Source organism: Deinococcus psychrotolerans (assembly GCF_003860465.1).
GTDB classification, from domain to species: domain Bacteria; phylum Deinococcota; class Deinococci; order Deinococcales; family Deinococcaceae; genus Deinococcus; species Deinococcus psychrotolerans.
Genome location: NZ_CP034183.1, coordinates 2443726 through 2461077, shown reverse-complemented (window position 1 = coordinate 2461077; position 17352 = coordinate 2443726). Strand labels below are relative to the sequence as shown.

15 protein-coding genes are annotated in these 17352 nt (G+C 61.7%); 8 read left to right on the top strand and 7 right to left on the bottom strand.

All coding sequences use genetic code 11. The annotated features are described in order from the left end of the window. Positions 1 to 65 precede the first annotated feature (65 nt). Positions 66 to 239, top strand: a complete 174-nt coding sequence (locus tag EHF33_RS21120) for a hypothetical protein (protein WP_164473472.1) — start codon at positions 66 to 68, stop codon at positions 237 to 239. 116 nt (positions 240 to 355) lie between these two features. Here the strand turns inward: EHF33_RS21120 and EHF33_RS12140 are convergent, their stop codons facing one another. Beyond that, positions 356 to 2386 carry a protein kinase domain-containing protein gene (locus EHF33_RS12140; protein ID WP_124871895.1) on the bottom strand — a complete coding sequence of 677 codons (2031 nt, stop codon included), beginning with the start codon at positions 2384 to 2386 and terminating at the stop codon, positions 356 to 358. A gap of 225 nt (positions 2387 to 2611) precedes the next feature. Here EHF33_RS12140 and EHF33_RS12135 point away from each other — a divergent pair, with 225 nt between their 5' ends. From EHF33_RS12135 to EHF33_RS12110, 6 genes are all read left to right on the top strand, one after another. Continuing rightward, positions 2612 to 4618 (top strand): hypothetical protein, encoded by a 2007-nt coding sequence (locus EHF33_RS12135; RefSeq protein WP_124871892.1) that lies wholly within the window; start codon positions 2612 to 2614, stop codon positions 4616 to 4618. A 309-nt stretch (positions 4619 to 4927) separates the two neighbouring features. Continuing rightward, positions 4928 to 5284 carry a succinate dehydrogenase, cytochrome b556 subunit gene (sdhC, locus tag EHF33_RS12130; protein ID WP_124871889.1) on the top strand — a complete coding sequence of 119 codons (357 nt, stop codon included), beginning with the start codon at positions 4928 to 4930 and terminating at the stop codon, positions 5282 to 5284. A gap of 17 nt (positions 5285 to 5301) precedes the next feature. Further along, positions 5302 to 5691, top strand: a complete 390-nt coding sequence (locus EHF33_RS12125; RefSeq protein ID WP_124871886.1) for a succinate dehydrogenase hydrophobic membrane anchor subunit — start codon at positions 5302 to 5304, stop codon at positions 5689 to 5691. Positions 5692 to 5860: 169 nt separating this feature from the next. Next, positions 5861 to 7657, top strand: coding sequence for a succinate dehydrogenase flavoprotein subunit (gene sdhA / locus EHF33_RS12120; RefSeq protein ID WP_124871883.1), 1797 nt, complete (start codon positions 5861 to 5863; stop codon positions 7655 to 7657). Between the two features lie 19 nt (positions 7658 to 7676). Then, positions 7677 to 8384, top strand: coding sequence for a succinate dehydrogenase iron-sulfur subunit (locus EHF33_RS12115; RefSeq protein ID WP_124871880.1), 708 nt, complete (start codon positions 7677 to 7679; stop codon positions 8382 to 8384). 371 nt (positions 8385 to 8755) lie between these two features. After that, entirely contained in the window at positions 8756 to 9460 is a 705-nt protein-coding gene (locus EHF33_RS12110) for a DUF4388 domain-containing protein (RefSeq protein WP_124871877.1), read from the top strand. A gap of 94 nt (positions 9461 to 9554) precedes the next feature. Here the strand turns inward: EHF33_RS12110 and EHF33_RS12105 are convergent, their stop codons facing one another. Next, entirely contained in the window at positions 9555 to 11684 is a 2130-nt protein-coding gene (locus tag EHF33_RS12105; protein WP_124871874.1) for a catalase, read from the bottom strand. A gap of 213 nt (positions 11685 to 11897) precedes the next feature. Then, entirely contained in the window at positions 11898 to 12401 is a 504-nt protein-coding gene (locus EHF33_RS12100) for a hypothetical protein (protein WP_124871871.1), read from the bottom strand. A 111-nt stretch (positions 12402 to 12512) separates the two neighbouring features. Between EHF33_RS12100 and EHF33_RS12095 the strand changes: the two genes are divergently transcribed. Further along, positions 12513 to 13910 carry a class I SAM-dependent RNA methyltransferase gene (locus EHF33_RS12095; protein ID WP_124871867.1) on the top strand — a complete coding sequence of 466 codons (1398 nt, stop codon included), beginning with the start codon at positions 12513 to 12515 and terminating at the stop codon, positions 13908 to 13910. Between the two features lie 51 nt (positions 13911 to 13961). Here EHF33_RS12095 and EHF33_RS12090 read toward each other — a convergent pair whose 3' ends face one another. From EHF33_RS12090 to rsmA, 4 genes are all read right to left on the bottom strand, one after another. Further along, on the bottom strand, positions 13962 to 14756 hold the full coding sequence (locus EHF33_RS12090; protein WP_124871864.1) for a Cof-type HAD-IIB family hydrolase: 795 nt from the start codon (positions 14754 to 14756) through the stop codon (positions 13962 to 13964). 46 nt (positions 14757 to 14802) lie between these two features. Beyond that, positions 14803 to 15186, bottom strand: coding sequence for a 4'-phosphopantetheinyl transferase superfamily protein (locus EHF33_RS12085; RefSeq protein ID WP_124871861.1), 384 nt, complete (start codon positions 15184 to 15186; stop codon positions 14803 to 14805). A gap of 105 nt (positions 15187 to 15291) precedes the next feature. Next, complete coding sequence (locus EHF33_RS12080) at positions 15292 to 16212, bottom strand: carbohydrate kinase family protein (RefSeq protein ID WP_124871858.1); 921 nt, start codon at positions 16210 to 16212, stop codon at positions 15292 to 15294. Between the two features lie 183 nt (positions 16213 to 16395). After that, positions 16396 to 17328: a 16S rRNA (adenine(1518)-N(6)/adenine(1519)-N(6))-dimethyltransferase RsmA gene (rsmA, locus tag EHF33_RS12075; RefSeq protein WP_124871854.1), complete on the bottom strand. Its 933-nt coding sequence runs from the start codon at positions 17326 to 17328 to the stop codon at positions 16396 to 16398. Positions 17329 to 17352 lie beyond the last annotated feature (24 nt).

The following is a 17352-nucleotide window of genomic DNA, read 5'->3' as shown; positions in this document are numbered from 1 at the left end:
CCCTGCCCCCGTCCATGATTGAAAGCTGAAACCCTCTCTTAAAGGCTTTTTGGTATGGTAAAGGCATGATCCGACTGGAAACCGAATTGGAGTCCGCCATCCGCGAACACCAGAACACCACCGCGTTGTTGGTGGCGCTGGGCGTGCTGATCGGGGTGGGCCTCGCCGCCTGGGTGCTGTCGCTGCCGCCCCGCGATACCGTCAGAAGCGAAGACCCAGAAGCCCCACTCTTTATTTGAGAGCCTTTTGAAGTGAGAGCACACAACAAAAAGGGAAGCGGCCACTTGAGCCAGCTTCCCTTTTTGTTGTGAAAACTCTATCGACTGCGCTGCGGCAAAGCGGGCGCAGAATTTCTTTATGCCAGTGGCCGGTTGACCAGCGCAATGGCCTGAACCGGCGCGTACATGTCGTTGCTGCTCAGCAGGTCGCCCACCGTGCTGTACATCCTGAGCACTTGCCCGCCTTGTTTGATGGCGTAGAGGTAGCCCTCTGAACTGACTTGCATCAGCCAAGGCGCGTCGGTCGATTCACCCACCAACGATTCGAGCGAGAAGGTGTTGCCGGGCGTGCCGTCGGCTTCGATTTTGCGGACTTTGCTGGCCACCCCGTCCACGATGTAAACCGTGCCGCGTGCGTCTACCCCGAGGCCGTGCAGCGGGCGCAGTTCGTCGCTGGTGCGGTCCATCCTGAAAGCGTAGCGCGAAACATAATCGCCCTGCGGCGTGAAGCGCTGGACTTCGCGGTTGCCGCTGTCGAGCACAAAAACGTGGCCCTGCGGCGTCGCGGCGATGCTGCGCGGCTTCTCGAAGCGCCCCAGCCCCTGCCCGCGCCCACCAAAGCGGCGTTGATAGCGGCCCTCTTTGTCAAAAACCACCACGTGGTGCGACTCGCCGTCGAGCACGAACAGCAAATCGCCGCACAGCGTCATGCTGATCGGCTGAAGCAGTTCGCTCTCGCCGAGGCCGTAAGCGCCGAAGGCCAGAAGTTCTTGGCCCCCTGGCGAAAGCTTGCGGATCAGTGCGCCGCTCTTGCCCTGGCGGTATTCCGGCAAGCTCAGATAAATGTTGCCGTCCTCGTCGGCGGCGAGCGCGTTGGGGGCTGAGGGCAGGGCGTCGTCTACGCCCGCGCCCGTATCGCGCAGGCTCAGGCGCAACTTGCCCTTGAGGTCGAGCAGGCGCAGGGTACCGCGCTTTTCTTGCACGCTCATGGCCAGCGCGTAGGGGTCGTCGAAGGTTTCGTCGCTCAGCACGCCCGCGTCCAAGCGGCTGATCACTTCGTCGAGCGAGGGCCGCAGGGCCGGGTCTTTTTCGATCATGCCCAGCACCAGGTCGTTGAGCTTGCCCGGCACTTCGAGGCGCACCTGTTTGGGCGGTTTGGGCGACTCGAAAATCTGCTGGTGAACTACTGCTTCGTAGCTGCCCCGGAAAGCGGTCTGACCTGTGACCATTTCGTAAGCCAGCAGACCCAGCGAGTACACGTCGCTGCGGGCGTCGACCCGGTTGCCCTTGGCCTGTTCGGGGGCCATATAAATGGGCGTGCCGACCCGCGCCCCGGTCATGGTCAGGCGGGTCAAGACTTTGCCCACCGCAATGCCGAAATCCATCAGCTTGACGCCGCCCTCGCGCAGTTTGCCATCTTGCAGTGCGCCGCGCAGCACCATCACGTTGGCGGGCTTGATGTCGCGGTGAACCACGTTCTGGGCGTGAATGTGACGCAGCGCGTCGGCCAGCGAGCGAATGACCTGCACCGTTTCGCCAAAGGCCAGCTGCCTGTTTTCCAGGAGCGCTTCCAAGCTGTCACCGTCGAGAAACTCCATGGCGATGTAATACTCGTCACCCTGTGAGCGGTAATCGTAGACCCGCACGATATTGGGGTGGTTAAACCGCTTGAGAACTTCGGCTTCACGGTAAAAGCGCTTGACGAACTTGGCGTCGGCCAAATACTTTTCCTGCGGCACTTTGAGCGCCACCGTGCGCCCGTCTTGCTTGCGGCGGGCCCGGAAGACGCTGCCCATTCCGCCGATACCGATGCGGTCAAGCACGTCGTAGTCGGCGAATTTGAGATCAACGACGGTGGGCGACTTGGTCAGGGTGCGCTGGGTAGGGTTGGTGGGGTTGCGCGGCTTGGCGGTGCGGTTGACGCTGACCGGCTTGGATAAAGCCCGCTCGCCGCCGAGGCTCAGCAGTGCTCCGCCACTGAGCGCCAGTGCAGCCACCAACAGGCCCTGTGCCCGCTCAAGGCTGCCGCTGAGCAGCACCAGCACGGCGGCCACCAGCGACACGGCGGCCAAGATCAGCGCCGTGACCCGCTCACCCGGGCGAATCAGCAGCAAGAACGCCACCACGAAAAGAGCAACCAAGAGCAGGGGCGTGATGAGGGCGCTCATCGGCTGTACCCAAGTGCGTAAGCGGCGCTGATGGGGAGGCGGAGAACAAAAGAGGCAGCCATATCTTCACAGTTATAACGGAAGGAGTCTCACGCGGGACTGACATGCCGCTAGCCGCTGGCCATTTTGTGAACGGCTCTCCGCCGAAAGCAGCGCCCGACGCGCCGCGCCCGCAGCTTGTGGGCATGCAGCGCTGAGCAGCAATCTGCAATCTATACTTGCAGCGTGACGCACGACCCAGAATTGGTGGAACTCTTCGAATACAAAGTCGCCGACTTGCAGCGGGGCCGCGAGCCTCGGGGCGGCAAACGGGCGCTGGCCGAGCTGCGCGATTATTTGCTGGGGTGCTCGCTCGACGTGGCCCTGAACAAGCGGGTACGGGCCGCAGACCGCCTGCTCAAGGCCGCTCAAAGCGGGAAGGCAGGCAATGCAGGAAGGCACCTCGACGGCAAACCTCTGGGCAGCGGAGCGCATGAGGGTGAAGCGCTGCACGGCGAGCAAGCTGGGGCACTCGTCGAACTCTCCTTGGGTGAACTCGGCGTGGGCGGCTCACCACTCGGTGCACTGGGTGAAATGTCCGGCCCCCTTAAAGACCAGCTGAGCAGCTTGAACGCGGCGCAGAGCGGGCCAGACAACGCAGCCAATACCCGCAACGAATGGGACGTGCTGAGTGGCCTGCGGGCCGGACTGTTTCACGCCGAGCTGCGCAGCCGGGCGCAGCAACAAGCCCGCGTGTGGCTCAAAGAGCCTCGGCTGGCCACCTTGCGGCTGGCTTACGCGCTGACCGAAAACCTAGAGCGCGGCGCGTCCGGCACCGCCGTGCCGCCGCTGCGCGATCCTTTTTCCTCGCTGCACAATCCCGAAATTGCCGCTGAGGTGCTGAGCCGCTTGGCCGAACATCTCAGCGTGCAGGTCGGTGAGTTGTCCAAACGCTACTTGCAAGTCCGCTTGGCCCTGACGCAACTGGCCGACACGCCTTTTCCGCGCACGGCTGCTGGCGACCTCGTCGACGCCAACGTGCAGGCCGCCGAACAAGAACTGCTCAGCGAGGAAGTCAAAAAGGCCCTGATCGCGGCTCTCAAACGTGGCCCCGACGCGCCGCGCAGCGCCACGGAGCGCCCACCGATCCGCAGCGCGGCCAGCAGACTGCTGACGTTTTTGGAGACGGTGATTCCGCGCAGCAGCGGCGGGCTGGGGCTGGAGTGGCCGCTCCTGGACGGCCTGCTGTACTCGCAAAGCGCCACCTTGCGCTTGACCGAACCCGACCCGTTGGCGCTGTCGCTGGCCATTCACCTGCCCGGCGGTCAGCAAACGACCTGGCGCGGGCAGAGCATCTCTTGGACGCCCTTTTCGCTGGGCACCTCTGTAGCAGGCCATTCGGAGCGGCAATCCGGCTGGGAAATCCGACTGAGCGACGAAACCGACGCCCACAGCGGGCCAGCGCAAGCCCACGCCACCACTCAGGGCGCGGCGAATATCGTGCGCTTGTCGGCGCAGCGGCCCGAGGTCGACAGTCACTTCAGCGGCCAGCCGGTGCGCTTGGTGCTGATCGGCAAAGATTTGGCTTTGGAGCTGCGCCCGGTGACCCACAGCGATTTGTATTTGCTATCGGTGGAAGCCCGCTTGACCGCCGCGCTGCTCGAACCCGGCACGGCGTACGCTCACCTCCGGCTGGCACGCGCCTCAGCCCAGCGCCTGCGTGGCAATCCCATCAGCGGCGAGAAAGTCTCTGCCGAGAGTGCTTCACGCTACGCCGCCGCGCCGCCCGAAACGCTGCTGGCGTTTGCCCGGCAGGGCGCACAGACCCTGCTGGCCTACGCCGCGCAGGGCGACGACGAAGCGCTCAGCCGCGCTTTTGCTGAAGCTCGCACCTTTTTGCAGCTCAGCCGCGCCCACAGCGAAGCCCTGCTGGACTTGGTGCGCCTCAGCTTGCAGCTCCACTCGCTTCCCATCATCGGCCAAGCTGATATGTCGAGTGTGCCCGAGGTCAATGGAGACGAATACGCCCTGCTGGTGTTCCGGGGCGAGCCGCTGACCGTCAAGGTCAAGGGGCGCAGCGTGACGCTGAGAAACGATTACAAGGGTGATCTCAGCGCCGTGATGCCCGGTCTGAGCGCCTCAGCCGTGCGCGACTTGCTGGTGTTGCCGGTGCCGCAGGGAGCCATCACCCTGATTCGGGCCGGTGAGCGGGTGGCGGTGGGCTTTCAGCCGATTTTGGTCGAAGCCCTCTAACACAGCACCCCTTTGGCACAGCAGCCCTCTAACACAGCCGACTAAGCCGCACACAAACGGCGTCCTGGCGGCCAAAACGGTAAGCCTGAGAACAGCCGCCGCAGGTCAGGCGGTGGTATTCTGAGCAGGTTTGAGTAGGGCGCAGCACTGAGCTGAACTTCAGCTTGGCCAGCCGCCGCAGCCGCATTTGGGGCAACCAGCCGGCCAACTCGGAGCGCGGCGCAAGATTGGCTGATAAGGTGATGAGCTGATAGGCGTGCGGCCCGCCACCAAGCTCCGTGTGGGGCCAGCTCAAGGAGGCAAGACGTTATGTATAAAGGCAGAGAGGGCCAATGGGCCTTTTATCTTCACCGCTTATCGGGTTTGGCGATTCTGGCGTATTTTTTGATCCACGTCATCAGCATCAGCTTGTTTGTCTTCGGTGAGAAGATTTATATGGCTGTTCACGGTGGGTACGACTTTATCTTGTTTCGTCTGGCCCTGATTCTGGTGGCGGCGGGCGTCATGTACCACGCCATGAACGGTCTGAGAATCATCGTGATGGACTTTACCGGCAAAGGCGTGGCTTATCAGCGCCAACTCTGGTACGGCGTGCTGCTCATCAGCGTCGTCTGGACCATCTACGTGGCCTTTAAGGTCTTGCCGCGTGTGGCGGCGGGCGTCTAAATGATTAAGGAACTGAAATGACCATTCGCGCACGCACCATGCAAGACGCCAAACAACAATCTCACACCAACGCTGAGCTCAATTGGTGGATTTTCATGCGGATCAGCGGCCTGATCTTGATTTTCTTGGTGTTGGGCCACATTTACATGACTTTTGTGCAGGTCAGCGAATCCGACGCCACCTTTGACGCAGTCATCAACAAACTCTCCAACCCAGCTTGGAAGTTCTACGACTGGCTGCTGCTGGCCCTCACCATGCTGCACGGCGTCAACGGCGCACGCTACAGCATCGACGACTACGTCCGCAGCCGCCCCAACCGCGCCTGGGTCAGAAACAGCTTCTTCACGGTGGTGGCAATGATTTTTGCGCTGGGCACGGTGGGCTTGTTTTCGTTCAACCCAAACTGAGGCCTGAACCGAGAGACGTAAGCTCAAAGCAGTGAGCCTAGGGAAGTAAGCCCAGAGCCGTGGGAAGGCAGACAAACGTCAGGAAAATAAAGAGCAAAATAGGTAAAAGCCCGACCCTCTTTTCGTTTTCCCCGTACTCCGCGCTCCCCCTGCAACATAAGGACTAAAGATGCATCATCGTTATGACGTTTTGGTGGTTGGCGCTGGCGGCGCCGGCTTAATGGCGGCGCTCTACGCCGCGAAAGGCAATGTCTCGGTGGCCTGTATTTCCAAGCTCTACCCGACCCGCTCGCACACCGGCGCGGCGCAGGGCGGCGTGGGCGCGGCGCTGGGCAACATCCAGGAAGACCACTGGGAATGGCACATGTACGACACCATCAAGGGCGGCGATTACCTCACCGACCAAGATGCTGCCGAGATTTTTGCCAAAGACGTGATCGAAGCGGTTTACGAACTCGAACACATGGGCCTGCCGTTTTCACGCACCGAGGAAGGCAAAATCGCCCAGCGCAAGTTCGGCGGTCACACCCGCGACTTCGGCAAAGCGGCCGTCGAGCGCAGTTGCTACGCCAAAGACCGCACCGGCCACATGATCTTGCAAACCCTTTACCAGCAGAACGTCAAAGAAGGCACCACCTTTTTTAACGAGTTTCACGTGCTCGATTTGATTATCGAAAACGGCCGCTGCTCGGGCGTGGTGGCTTATGAGCTCTCCACCGGTGAAATCCACACCTTTCATGCCAAAGCGGTGATTATGGCGGCGGGCGGCTACGGGCGCATCTTTAAGATCACCTCCAACGCCCTGACGCTGACCGGCGATTTGATGAGCATTTATTACCGCAAGGGCCTGCCCCTAGAAGACATGGAGTTTTATCAGTTTCACCCGACCGGCCTGACCAAGCTCGGCATTCTGGTGACTGAGGGCATTCGCGGCGAGGGCGGCATCCTGCGCAACAAAGACGGCGAGCGCTTCATGGAACGCTACGCCCCGACCCTCAAAGACCTCGCGCCGCGCGATATCGTGTCGCGCAGCATCTACACCGAAATCCGCGAAGGGCGCGGTGTCGGCCCCGACAAAGACGCCGTGAACATCGATTTGACCCACTTGCCCAGAGACGTGATCGAAAACAAGCTCAGCGAGATCACCGATTTGTCGCGCACCTATCTGGGCCTCGACCCGGTCAAGGATCTGGTGCCGATTCAACCCACCGCCCATTACGCCATGGGCGGCATCCCCACCACCATCGACGGCGAGTGCATTGCCGACGACGACGGCAACTTGATCGAAGGCCTTTATGCGGCGGGCGAGCAGGCCTGCGTGTCACTGCACGGCGCGAACCGCCTCGGCACCAACTCACTGGGCGACTTGATCGTCTTTGGACGGCGCTCGGGCGTCAACGCCGCCAAGTACGCACGCCACGCCGAGCTGGCCGAGATGCCGGAAGCGCCGGAAACCGAGTCGCTGGCCCTCATCGAGCGCCTGAAGAGTGCCGACGGCTCGGAGAACGCCGCCCGCATTCGCAAAGAGTTGCAAGAAACCATGATGAACAATGTCGGGATTTTCCGTAACGGCCCCGACATGGAAAAACAAGTGGAAATCTTGCATGATTTGCGGGCACGCTATCAGCACGTCGGGGTGCAAGACCCCTCGCAGCGCTTTAACTCCGAGCTGATCGAGGCCATCGAACTCGGCTTCATGCTCGACTGCGCCGAGGCCATGACCCACAGCGCCCTTAACCGCACCGAGTCGCGCGGCGCACATGACCGGGAGGACTTTCACACCCGCGACGACGTGAACTGGCTCAAGCACTCGATGGCCTACAAGGATTTCAGCCGCCCCGGTTCTGTCAGAATCGGCTACAAGCCGGTGGTCTTTAAGGGCGAGCGCGGATACGAAACGGTGAACACCTACACGCCGACCGCGCCGGGCGATCTCAAGTTCCCGCCCAAGCCGCGCACCTTCTGAGCATTCACGGAGTCAATCAATGAACATCAATGTCAAAATCCTGCGTTTTGATCCGGAAAAAGATAAAAAGCAGCATTGGGAAACCTATCAGGTCGAAGCCAGCCCCGGCGACCGCGTACTCGACGTGATCAACCACGTCAAATGGTACATCGACCCCACCGTGACCTTCCGGCGTTCCTGCGCCCACGGCATCTGCGGCAGCGACGCCATGCTGATCAACGGACGCAACCGCCTTGCCTGCAAAACCTTGCTGCAAGACATCGTCAAAGACGGCGGCACCATCACGGCGGAGCCGATTCGCGGCCTCAAAGTCGAAAAAGACCTCTTGGTGGATATGGAGCCGTTCTTCGACGCTTACCGCTCGATCATGCCGTACTTCATCAACGACGACGCGCCGCCCGCCGCCGAGAGGTTGCAATCTCCCGAAGATGCCGAGCGGATGGATCAAAGCTCCAACTGCATCCTGTGTGCCTGCTGCACCACCTCTTGCCCGATCTTCTGGGTCAACGGCAGCTACCTCGGCCCAGCGTCGATCGTGCAGGCCCACCGCTTCATCTTCGACACCCGCGACGCCGCCACCCAACAGCGCCTGAATATCATGAACCAAAACACCGGCGTGTGGCGCTGCCGCACCGCTTACAACTGCACCGAAGCCTGCCCCCGCGACATCCCGATCACCCAACTGATCGAGGAAGTCAAGCGGGCTGTGATGTACCAGCAGGCGTAACAACACCTCAGCGAATTCAAAAGGGCCGACATCGTAAAGAGTCGGCCCTTTTTCATAGCTAATCTTCAATTTCTTAAACGGTTCGTTGAGAGCAGCATTTCGCCCCATTACCTGAGCGAAGCCCAGCACCACCCACTCAGCATCCTCAAGCGCTGCCCACTTAGGCCTTGGAGCGCCGTGCTTGGGCAGCAAAACCAAATTGCCAACCAGCCGTCCCAGAGCACCTTAGTGTGATTTTTTTCTCATAAGCATTCACAGTTTGTCGAAAAATCCGCAGGAATTGTCAGGATTTTGTTATCGCGCCCAGACCATAGTGGGGGTACAAGGTTCATTGATCCGAGCTGATCAGTGAACAAACTCGCGGAGAACAGATGACACTTTGGGGCCAACTTGAGCAGTATGCATTTATAGATCTAGTCAACTTCGTCAACAATCAAACAGGCACTCTTTCACTCGTTAAAGCGTATCAGGGCCGGACGCTGGAAATGTATTTGGTCAAAGGAAAACTCAGAACCCTTCACGCCGATGGATTCCGTATTCAGGAACAAATGCGGGTGCGGGAAATCATTTACACGCTCATCAGTCAGTACAACGGCAAGTTCGAATTCGACAACCGCAAGCTCAGGAGCGAGTGTGACTTCTGGCTCGATATGGATCTGGCTCAACTCTTAACCCAGGCCGCGCAAGACACCATGATTCCTGAGTGCGAGCTGCCCCGTCCACACGACAAGTTTGTGGACGCTTGCTTGGATAAGCCTCCGACTGCTCTGATTCAAAGTGACACCCTCCAAGACAAATGGCAACAAATTCAGCCGTACTTGGGCTGTGGAATCAGCGCGGCAGAGTTGACGGGGCAGCTTTTTTACAGCGAGCGGGAGCTGCGCGTCACGCTGCACCGCTTGCTGTTGGCGGGGGCCATCTTGCCGCAGCCCAAGCTTTCTGAGCGTTTACCCGTCCAAGACCAAATCCAAGTTGCTCAGGGGCCGGTGGCATTGCCGGTCAAGCGGCTCAACGACGTAAAACCCAGCTTTAGTTGGTCTAAGTCTTGGCGGCGCTTTACCCGTTCTTTGCACTGATTTTTTGCACCGAAGCTGCACAGCCGAAAACAAGGAAAAGCCAGCCGGAATTGTACTCGGCTGGCTGCTTGTTTTACTCGCTTCAACGTCGTACTTAAGCGGGAATCAAATCCCCGGAGCGGTTCCAAAAGCGGTGCTGGGCCACCCCTTTGACAAAGTCATCCGCCGACTGCTTGGACAGATCGAAAACGCCCTTCGCCGCGTCCACTGGAACGCCACAGCGCTGGAGGAAGGATAAGGCCTCGTGGCTGGCCCCCACCGCTTTGCCGTGCTTGTACGCCTGCGCCACGAAGCGCACGGCGTCGCCCATGCTGCTGAGCGCCCCGAGGCTGGCCGCGCCGCCGGGGATATACACCGCGTCGTAAACCACCGAGGGCGTGGTCAGGATGGTTTTGTCCACCTTGACTTCTCCCTTGTCGGCTTTGAGGCCGCCCAAGTGGGTGCCGACCACTTCGGCCTTGCCCCCTTCAGCGGCCAAAGCGTCTTTGATGGCCTGCACGTCGCCCGCGTTCACGCCGTCAGCGGCCAAAATCGCCACTTTGCGGCCCCTCACCGAAGGCGGCGCGGTGTTGTGATCCACCATGCTCAGCGCCGCGTCACGCTTGAGGCCGCCCGAAGCAGTGGTGTCCGATACCGCTTTTTCGAGCAGCTTCATCAGCTCGGCGTCGCTGGGCATTGGCTCCGCCGTTTCCAGTTCACCCAAAGCCGCCGCCACCTGATCGCCCAGCACCGCGTTGATGCGGCGCAGATGCTCGATCATTTTGAGGCGAATATCGCGGACTTCGACTTTGCCGAGTTCGAATTGCTGCGCCCGCACGATGTGCATTTTTTCGACGGGCGACATCGAATTCCAAAACAGTTGGGCCTGACCGTAGTGATCGGAAAAGCTCTCGGCCCGCTGGCGAACCTTGACACCGGTCATGGGTTCGGGGTAGCTGACGAAACCGCCCTTCTCGGCAGGCACTTCGGCAGGCTGACCGCCGCCCAGCGAATTGGGTTCATACGACACGCGGCCCGGGTTGATGGTGCGGCGCATCTGACCGTCGCGCTGGTGATTGGAGACCGGCGCGAGCGGGCGGTTGATCGGCAACTCCACCCAGTTGGGCGTGCCGAGGCGGCTGATCTGGGTGTCGAGATACGAAAACAAGCGGCCTTGCAGCAAAGGATCGTTGCTGAAATCAATGCCCGGCACCAGGTTGGTGGGCATAAAGGCGACCTGCTCAGTTTCGGCAAAGTAATTGTCGGGGTTGCGGTTGAGCGTCATTTTGCCCACCCGCTTGACTGGCACGAGGTCTTCCGGCACCAGCTTAGTGGCGTCCAGCACGTCAAAGTCGAATGCGGCAGCCTGATCTTCGGTGAAAATTTGCAGGCCCAGTTCCCATTCGGGGAAGTTGCCCGCTTCAATGTCGTCCCACAAGCTGCGGCGGTGGAAATCGGCGTCGCGTCCGGCCAACTCCTGCGCTTCGTCCCACACCAGCGAGTGAACGCCCGAAAGTGGCTTCCAGTGAAACTTGACGAAACTGGACTGACCCTGAGCGCTAATGAACCTGAAGGTATGCACCCCGAAGCCTTCCATGTTGGCCAGCGAGCGCGGGATAGAGCGGTCACTCATCACCCACATCAGCGTGTGCATGGTTTCGGGCGTCAGCGAGATGAAATCGTAGAAGGTGTCGTGGGCGCTGGCCGCCTGCGGAATCTCGCGGTGCGGCTCCGGCTTGACCGAGTGAATAAGGTCAGGAAACTTGATGGCGTCCTGAATGAAAAACGGTGGAATATTGTTGCCCACGAGGTCCCAGTTGCCTTCCTCAGTGTAAAACTTAACCGCAAAGCCGCGCACGTCGCGGGCGGTGTCGGCGGAGCCGCGTGAACCGGCCACCGTGGAGAAGCGCACGAAGACTGGCGTGACGCGGCTGGCATCGGTCAGCACTTTGGCAGCAGTAAATTCGGAGAGCGAATCGTCATACACCTGAAAAATGCCGTGTGCTCCCGCGCCACGTGCGTGAACCACCCGTTCGGGAATGCGCTCATGGTCGAAGTGGCTGATTTTTTCGCGCAGCAAAAAGTCTTCCAGCAAGCTGGGGCCGCGCACGCCCGCTCTGAGCGAGTTCTGATCGTCGCTGATGGCGTGGCCGAGGTTGTCGGTCAGGCGCTGGGTCGGTTGCTGAATGGCTTCTTGAATGGTCGGTAAAGTGCTGCCCTGCGGCTTGTTTTGATCGTTTTTCATGAACGCCCCCTTAATCAAAAAACAGTGGCCGCCATCAAAGCGGCGCACATTGCTTCAGGTCACGTTATAGGTGGGCGGTGTTAGGCCAATGTTAGACCAACTGCAAGATAAGCGAAGTTTTAAGCAAGTAAGAGGGAACCAAAAAGCTTATTTAGAGTTTGGTTAAAGGCAAATTGAATTGACTCTCAAGAAAATTAATATTCAAATAGAGTTCTAAAACTGTAAGGCGTAGGTTGAGCCGTCACTGCCCTTGCAATTACCGACGCCGTGGCCGCTGGCATCCGCTTGAAAGTCACAGGTGATGGTTTTGACGGCGGCGGTGTTGAGCCGCTGGGTCTTGAGGATCAAGTTGCCGGGGCCGGTGGGATTGCGGGCCTCAGCGGAGGTTCGCAGGCCACCGTAACCGCTGCGGCGATCCCCGGAGTCGCCACCGAACGAAGAGCCGACCCCGAAGCCGAAACTCACTCCCAGCGCGTTCTGGTTCCCGATAACACTGTATTTGCCGCTGTAGAGGTCTTGGCCGAGTTGCACCGTCACGTTGTCAGGCGTTCCGACCACCACGGGGCGCGGCTGGAAACCGCCGAGAAACAGCACCCGGCCTTCTTGCCCGCTGACCGCGTTGACCAAGCGGCCCGCCGTGTCGGTGATCGTCGGCGCACACGACGCCAGAGCGCCCAACAGGGCAAGTGGCAGGGCAGCAGCAGCAAAACGGTTCATGCTGCATGCTAAGCCTTAAGAGCTGACGGGGTGCTGAGAAATGGCTTTTTCTGCTCCACTTCCCCTTCATCCCTCAAATGCCTGCGCTCCGGTACGCTAGCCTAACTCAGCATGAAGGTCAAAGTTTCCAGCCACCGTTCCCGTTCCGCTCAAGTCGCGCTTCCCGCGACCGTCCTTCCTCCTCCAACTCCGGAGCCGCGCCAAGAGCGCTACCCCGTCCGCCCGTCCCACCTTAAGGTGCTGGACATCGAAAAGGTGGTGGCGGGCGGCCTCGGTCTGGCCCGCGACGAGGACGGCGTGGTGCTGGTGCGCGGCGCACTCGGCGGCGAGCAGGTAGAAGCCCAAGTCCAAGCGGCGCGGGGCGTGCGGCAGGGCCGGGTGGTGCGGGTGCTGCGGCCCAGTCCTGACCGGGTGGACGCTCCCGATCTGCCCACCGCCGACCTCGCCCACGCCCATTACTCGGCGCAGCTCCGCATCAAGCGCGAGTTGGTGGAAGAAGCGCTGAGCCGCATCGCCAAATTGGATCATCCGGTGGCCGACACCGTGCCGAGTCCGAGGGAGTGGCACTACCGCAACGGAGCGCAGTATCTGGTGACGCCGAGCGGTTTGGCCTACCGTGAGCGCAGGGGCCAGGGCATGTGGCGGCTTGGGGGCGGCCAAGATCCCTTGGTGATGGACGCGGTGCAGGCCGTACTGGATCAACTCGACCCTGAGCGGCTTGATCCGGCACACGAAATTGCTTTTCGCAGCAGCCGCCAGACCGGGGAAGTGGTCGCCAGCTTGATCGGGGTCGGGCAGCCGGGCCGGTTTTTGCGGGCCGCCCATCACCTGCTGGATGTGGGCGTGGTGGGCGTGTCGCTGGCCGGAGCGGCGCAGCGCAGATTTACAGCGGGCGTGCAGCTCATTGCCGGAGAAGGCAGCGTGCAGGAAAAACTCGGTGAGGTGCAGGTTAGCTTATCGGCGGTGGGCTTCGCGCAGGTCAATCCCGAAGCGGCGGGGCAGGCTTACCGGATGGCGGCTCAGTTGGCTGGAAGCAGCGCTGTATCAGACGAGAACGCCGGGCTAGATGGGAGCAGCATGGCCGACAAAAACAAAACGGCGCTCGACCTCTACGGCGGCAGCGGCGCGATCGGCCGTCATCTGGCCCGGACGTTTGGCAAAGTGATTGTGCTCGACACCTCCAGCGAAGCGCTGCGGCGTGGTCAAAGCGACGTGCGGCAAAGCGGAGAAAAAAATGTGGTCTTTCGCCGGGATGACGCCGCCGCCCTGCCCAATGCCGACGCCATCGTGGTCGATCCGCCGCGTGCGGGCCTGAGCAGCGAGGCCAGAGACGCCATTGACGACAACACCGCCAACACCTTGGTGTATGTCTCGTGCGACCCGGCAACCTGGGCCAGAGACGTGGGCGACTTGGTGCGGCGCGGCTGGATACTGGGCGAAGTGGTGCCGCACGATTTTTATCCGCAGACCAGCCACGTGGAAGTGGTCAGCAAGTTGACTCGGCGCTGAGCGGCAACCGGGGGCAAGTCAGCCCACGACTTCCGTGCAAGGGGTGAGCAGTTAGGAACCTAGCTTTCCCGCCGCCAGCAGCCGCTCCAGCAGTGCCGCCACGCCGTCCTCATCGTTGTTGAGGGTCACTTGGTCGGCCACTGCCAGCACTTCTGGCACGGCGTTGGCCACCGCCACCCCGCAACCTGCCCAGGACAGCAGCGGCAGGTCGTTGGGCGCGTCGCCGAAGGCCAGCACTTCGCCCGCACGAATGCCCAGCCCGGCGCACAGGCGGGCCAGCGCGGCGCTTTTGTGCACGCCCCGCGCCGCGATTTCGGCAAAGGGTGCGCCGCTGAGCGAGGCGTGGAGTTCGTCGCCGCACCGCGCATTGATCAACTCAGTGAGTTGCGCGGGCGACAAGGTGGCTGAGCGGGCCATCACTTTCAGCACGGGGTGGCCTGCGTCAAGGAAATTTAGAACGTCACTCACGCTGTCGGGCGCGGCGCGGTAAGCGGTTTCGGCCTGCATCCCGCTGCCCCACTCCAGCGCCAGGCCCAAGTCGGGGCAGGCCAAACGCAGAGCGGGCACGGCGCAGCGCAGCACTTCGGGCGACAGGGTTCGCAAGTCCTCGGGTTCACCGCCGGGGAGGCGGTGAATGGCCGCGCCGTTGCTGCAAATCACGTGTCCGCTGAGGCCCAGCGCACTCGCCAGCGGCAGCACCATCCGCGAGGGCCGCCCGGTAATCAGCACCACCACGCCGCCCGCCGCCTGCACGCCCGCCAGCGCGGCGCGGCTGCGCACAGACACCTCGCCTGCCGAGCTCAGCAAAGTGCCGTCCAGGTCGCTGGCCACGAGTTTGAACGTCATGGCTCTCTTTTGACCGTAAACGGGAAGCGGCTCCCACACTCCCCTATCACCGCTGCTCCAGCAGCACCACTGCCGCCGCGTGCTGGCGGGTGTGGGTCAGGGTCAGGTGGGCGACGTAGCCGCGCTCACGCATCTCGGCCGCGATGGCCGGCGCAAAGCCCAGCAGCGGCGGCGCATACGGAAAGGGGCCGTCTGGGGTGCGGGGGCGCTCCACCCACACGTCGCGCCAGGCGTGCGGGCGCGGCCAGACTTTTTGAAAAGCTTCCTTGGCTGCAAACCGCGCCGCGAAACTCGGCACCGGATCGGCGAGGGCCTGGCAGTAGGCCAGTTCGCCTTCCGTGAAGAGCTTGCCGAGGCGGTGGCTTTCGCGCTCGATCAGGCCGCGAATGCGCTCTACCTCTACCAGATCGTGGCCGATGGCGATAATCACGTGTAACAGTTTAGGGCTTGTGACCTGCGACTTTGTAGAAAAACCAAAAAAAGTGGGAAGCGGACCCAGCTGCTCACCCCACTTCCCACTCACCCCGCTTTGCCTTCAGGCAAACGATTCCAACTCGCTGGCGCTGATCGGGCGCGACTGTGCGCCGAGGCTGGTGGCGCTCAGGACGCCCGCCGCGTTGCCGAGCTTGGCGGCTTCGGCCATCGATTTGCCGTTCAGGACAGCGTGGGCAAAAGCGGCCACGAAGGTGTCGCCCGCGCCAGTGGTGTCGACCACCCTGTCACCGACAAGCACCGCGTCCACCAATTCGGTTTCGTCGGCTGTCCAGACGATGCTGCCCATCGCGCCCACTTTCACGACGACCCGTTTGGTGCCGCGTGCGCCGAGCGTCGAAAGGGCCGCGCTGATGCTATGGGTGCCGGTCAGGGCCAGCAACTCGTGTTGGTTGAGCAGCAGATAATCCGCGCCCACCGCGCTGTCGAGCAGGCCCATGCCCACCGCGTTGACCGCTCCCGTACCCAAATCTAGAAATACCGGCACGCCAGCCTTTTGGGCCATCGCCACTGCCTTAAGAGCGTAATCGCGCTGCGGGCCGCCGATCAGGCTGTAGGCCGAGAGAATCAGGGCGTCGGCGCTGTCGATGTCTTTTTTCTTGAGCTTGGCCGGATCGAGTTCGCGGTTGGCCGCGCCGTAACTGATCATGGCCCGCTTGCCGTCGGGCGTCTGCATCACCGTGATGGTGCTGGTCAGCGCTTCAGTGTCGCGCTGCACCGCCGCTTCCGACACGCCGCTGCTGCGCACGCTGGAGAGCGCGAAGTCGGCAAAAGGGTCTTGGCCTACTCTCGCCGCCAGCGTCACGCTGTGGCCGAGGCGGGCCAGGGTGACGCTAATGGTGCCGCCCGCGCCGCCGGGCTGCATGGTGGCGCGGTTGGGGGCCACTTCTTCCCCCGGCGCGGGCAGGTGGTCAAGGTGATACAAGTGATCCACCGTCACATCGCCAATTACATAGAACTTCACTGTTTTCCTCCGCACCCGCCAAGCAGACCTCGCCTTGACGGGAGAATTTTCGTCTTGAATACGCTTATCTTGCCCATGATACACGGCGCGGCCTGAGCCTTGCGGCGGAGAGAGGCCGGTTGTTGCTGAGTTACTGACCGACTGGGCATGTGGCCCCAGCGAAGACTATTTTTGGATTGGCCTTCAGTCTACGTTGTCCACTGGGCGCAGCGCCGTAAAAATTTGCTCCATTTGGACAAGCGGCACGTCTTCGGCGCGGACATTGGCCGTCAGCCGCGGGCCGGCCTGACCAGCTTTCTGGATAGCGGCGTCAATGAACTCGCCCTCATAGCCGGCCATCCGGAGGTTGTTGCGCAGCGTCTTGCGGCGGTGCTGCAAAGCCACTTCCAAAAAGCGCACGAACGCCGGGTCGGGCTTGGAGCCGCTGAATTCCAGCCGAACGATGCTGCTGGTCACGTCGGGCGCAGGAAAAAAAGCTCCCTTGGACACGTCACGGATGATTTTGGCGCTGCCGTGAAGGGCCACCAGCGCCGAGAGGTAGCCGTAGCCGTCTTGTCCGGGCTGTGCGCCCAGCCGCTCGGCCACCTCACGCTGCACCAGCACGGTGGCCGATACGATACCGGGAGCCTGCATAAACTGGGTCAACAGCGCCGTGGAGATGTAGTACGGCAAGTTGGCGATCACCCGCGTGCCGGGAGGCAACTGAGAGTAATCGAAGGTGAGCGCGTCGCCCCAGATGATGTCTACGCCGCTGCCCGCCAGCGTTTCGGCCAGCACCGGACGCAGCCGCTCGTCTTTTTCTAAGGTGGTGACGGCCGCGCCGCGCCGCGCGAGTTCGCGGGTCAGCACGCCCAGTCCCGGCCCGACTTCCAGTACGTTGACGCCCTGCGCCGCGCCGCCGACTTCAGCGATCAAGCGCAGGGTGTTGCCGTCGATCAAGAAATTCTGACCGAGGCTTTTGGTGGGGCGCAAATTGAAGCGCTCCAGCAGTTCGCGCACCGTGCGCGGCGAATACAGCGGCGCGGCAAGCTCGGTGATGGGCTCAGAAGCAAGCCCAGCCGCAAGGTCAGCGGAGGGTTCGGGCACAGCGTCAAAATCGGGGTCAGGAGTAGGCATAAGCAAAAGCAGAGCGGCCAGAGC

Coding starts and splice junctions, on each gene's coding strand:
- rsmA (WP_124871854.1), bottom strand. CDS start 17,328: ATGCCTACTCCTGACCCCGATTTTGACGCTGTGCCCGAACCCTCCGCT.
- EHF33_RS12095 (WP_124871867.1), top strand. CDS start 12,513: ATGAAGGTCAAAGTTTCCAGCCACCGTTCCCGTTCCGCTCAAGTCGCG.
- EHF33_RS12115 (WP_124871880.1), top strand. CDS start 7,677: ATGAACATCAATGTCAAAATCCTGCGTTTTGATCCGGAAAAAGATAAA.
- EHF33_RS12110 (WP_124871877.1), top strand. CDS start 8,756: ATGACACTTTGGGGCCAACTTGAGCAGTATGCATTTATAGATCTAGTC.
- EHF33_RS12100 (WP_124871871.1), bottom strand. CDS start 12,401: ATGAACCGTTTTGCTGCTGCTGCCCTGCCACTTGCCCTGTTGGGCGCT.
- EHF33_RS12125 (WP_124871886.1), top strand. CDS start 5,302: ATGACCATTCGCGCACGCACCATGCAAGACGCCAAACAACAATCTCAC.
- EHF33_RS21120 (WP_164473472.1), top strand. CDS start 66: ATGATCCGACTGGAAACCGAATTGGAGTCCGCCATCCGCGAACACCAG.
- EHF33_RS12140 (WP_124871895.1), bottom strand. CDS start 2,386: ATGAGCGCCCTCATCACGCCCCTGCTCTTGGTTGCTCTTTTCGTGGTG.
- sdhA (WP_124871883.1), top strand. CDS start 5,861: ATGCATCATCGTTATGACGTTTTGGTGGTTGGCGCTGGCGGCGCCGGC.
- EHF33_RS12090 (WP_124871864.1), bottom strand. CDS start 14,756: ATGACGTTCAAACTCGTGGCCAGCGACCTGGACGGCACTTTGCTGAGC.
- sdhC (WP_124871889.1), top strand. CDS start 4,928: ATGTATAAAGGCAGAGAGGGCCAATGGGCCTTTTATCTTCACCGCTTA.
- EHF33_RS12105 (WP_124871874.1), bottom strand. CDS start 11,684: ATGAAAAACGATCAAAACAAGCCGCAGGGCAGCACTTTACCGACCATT.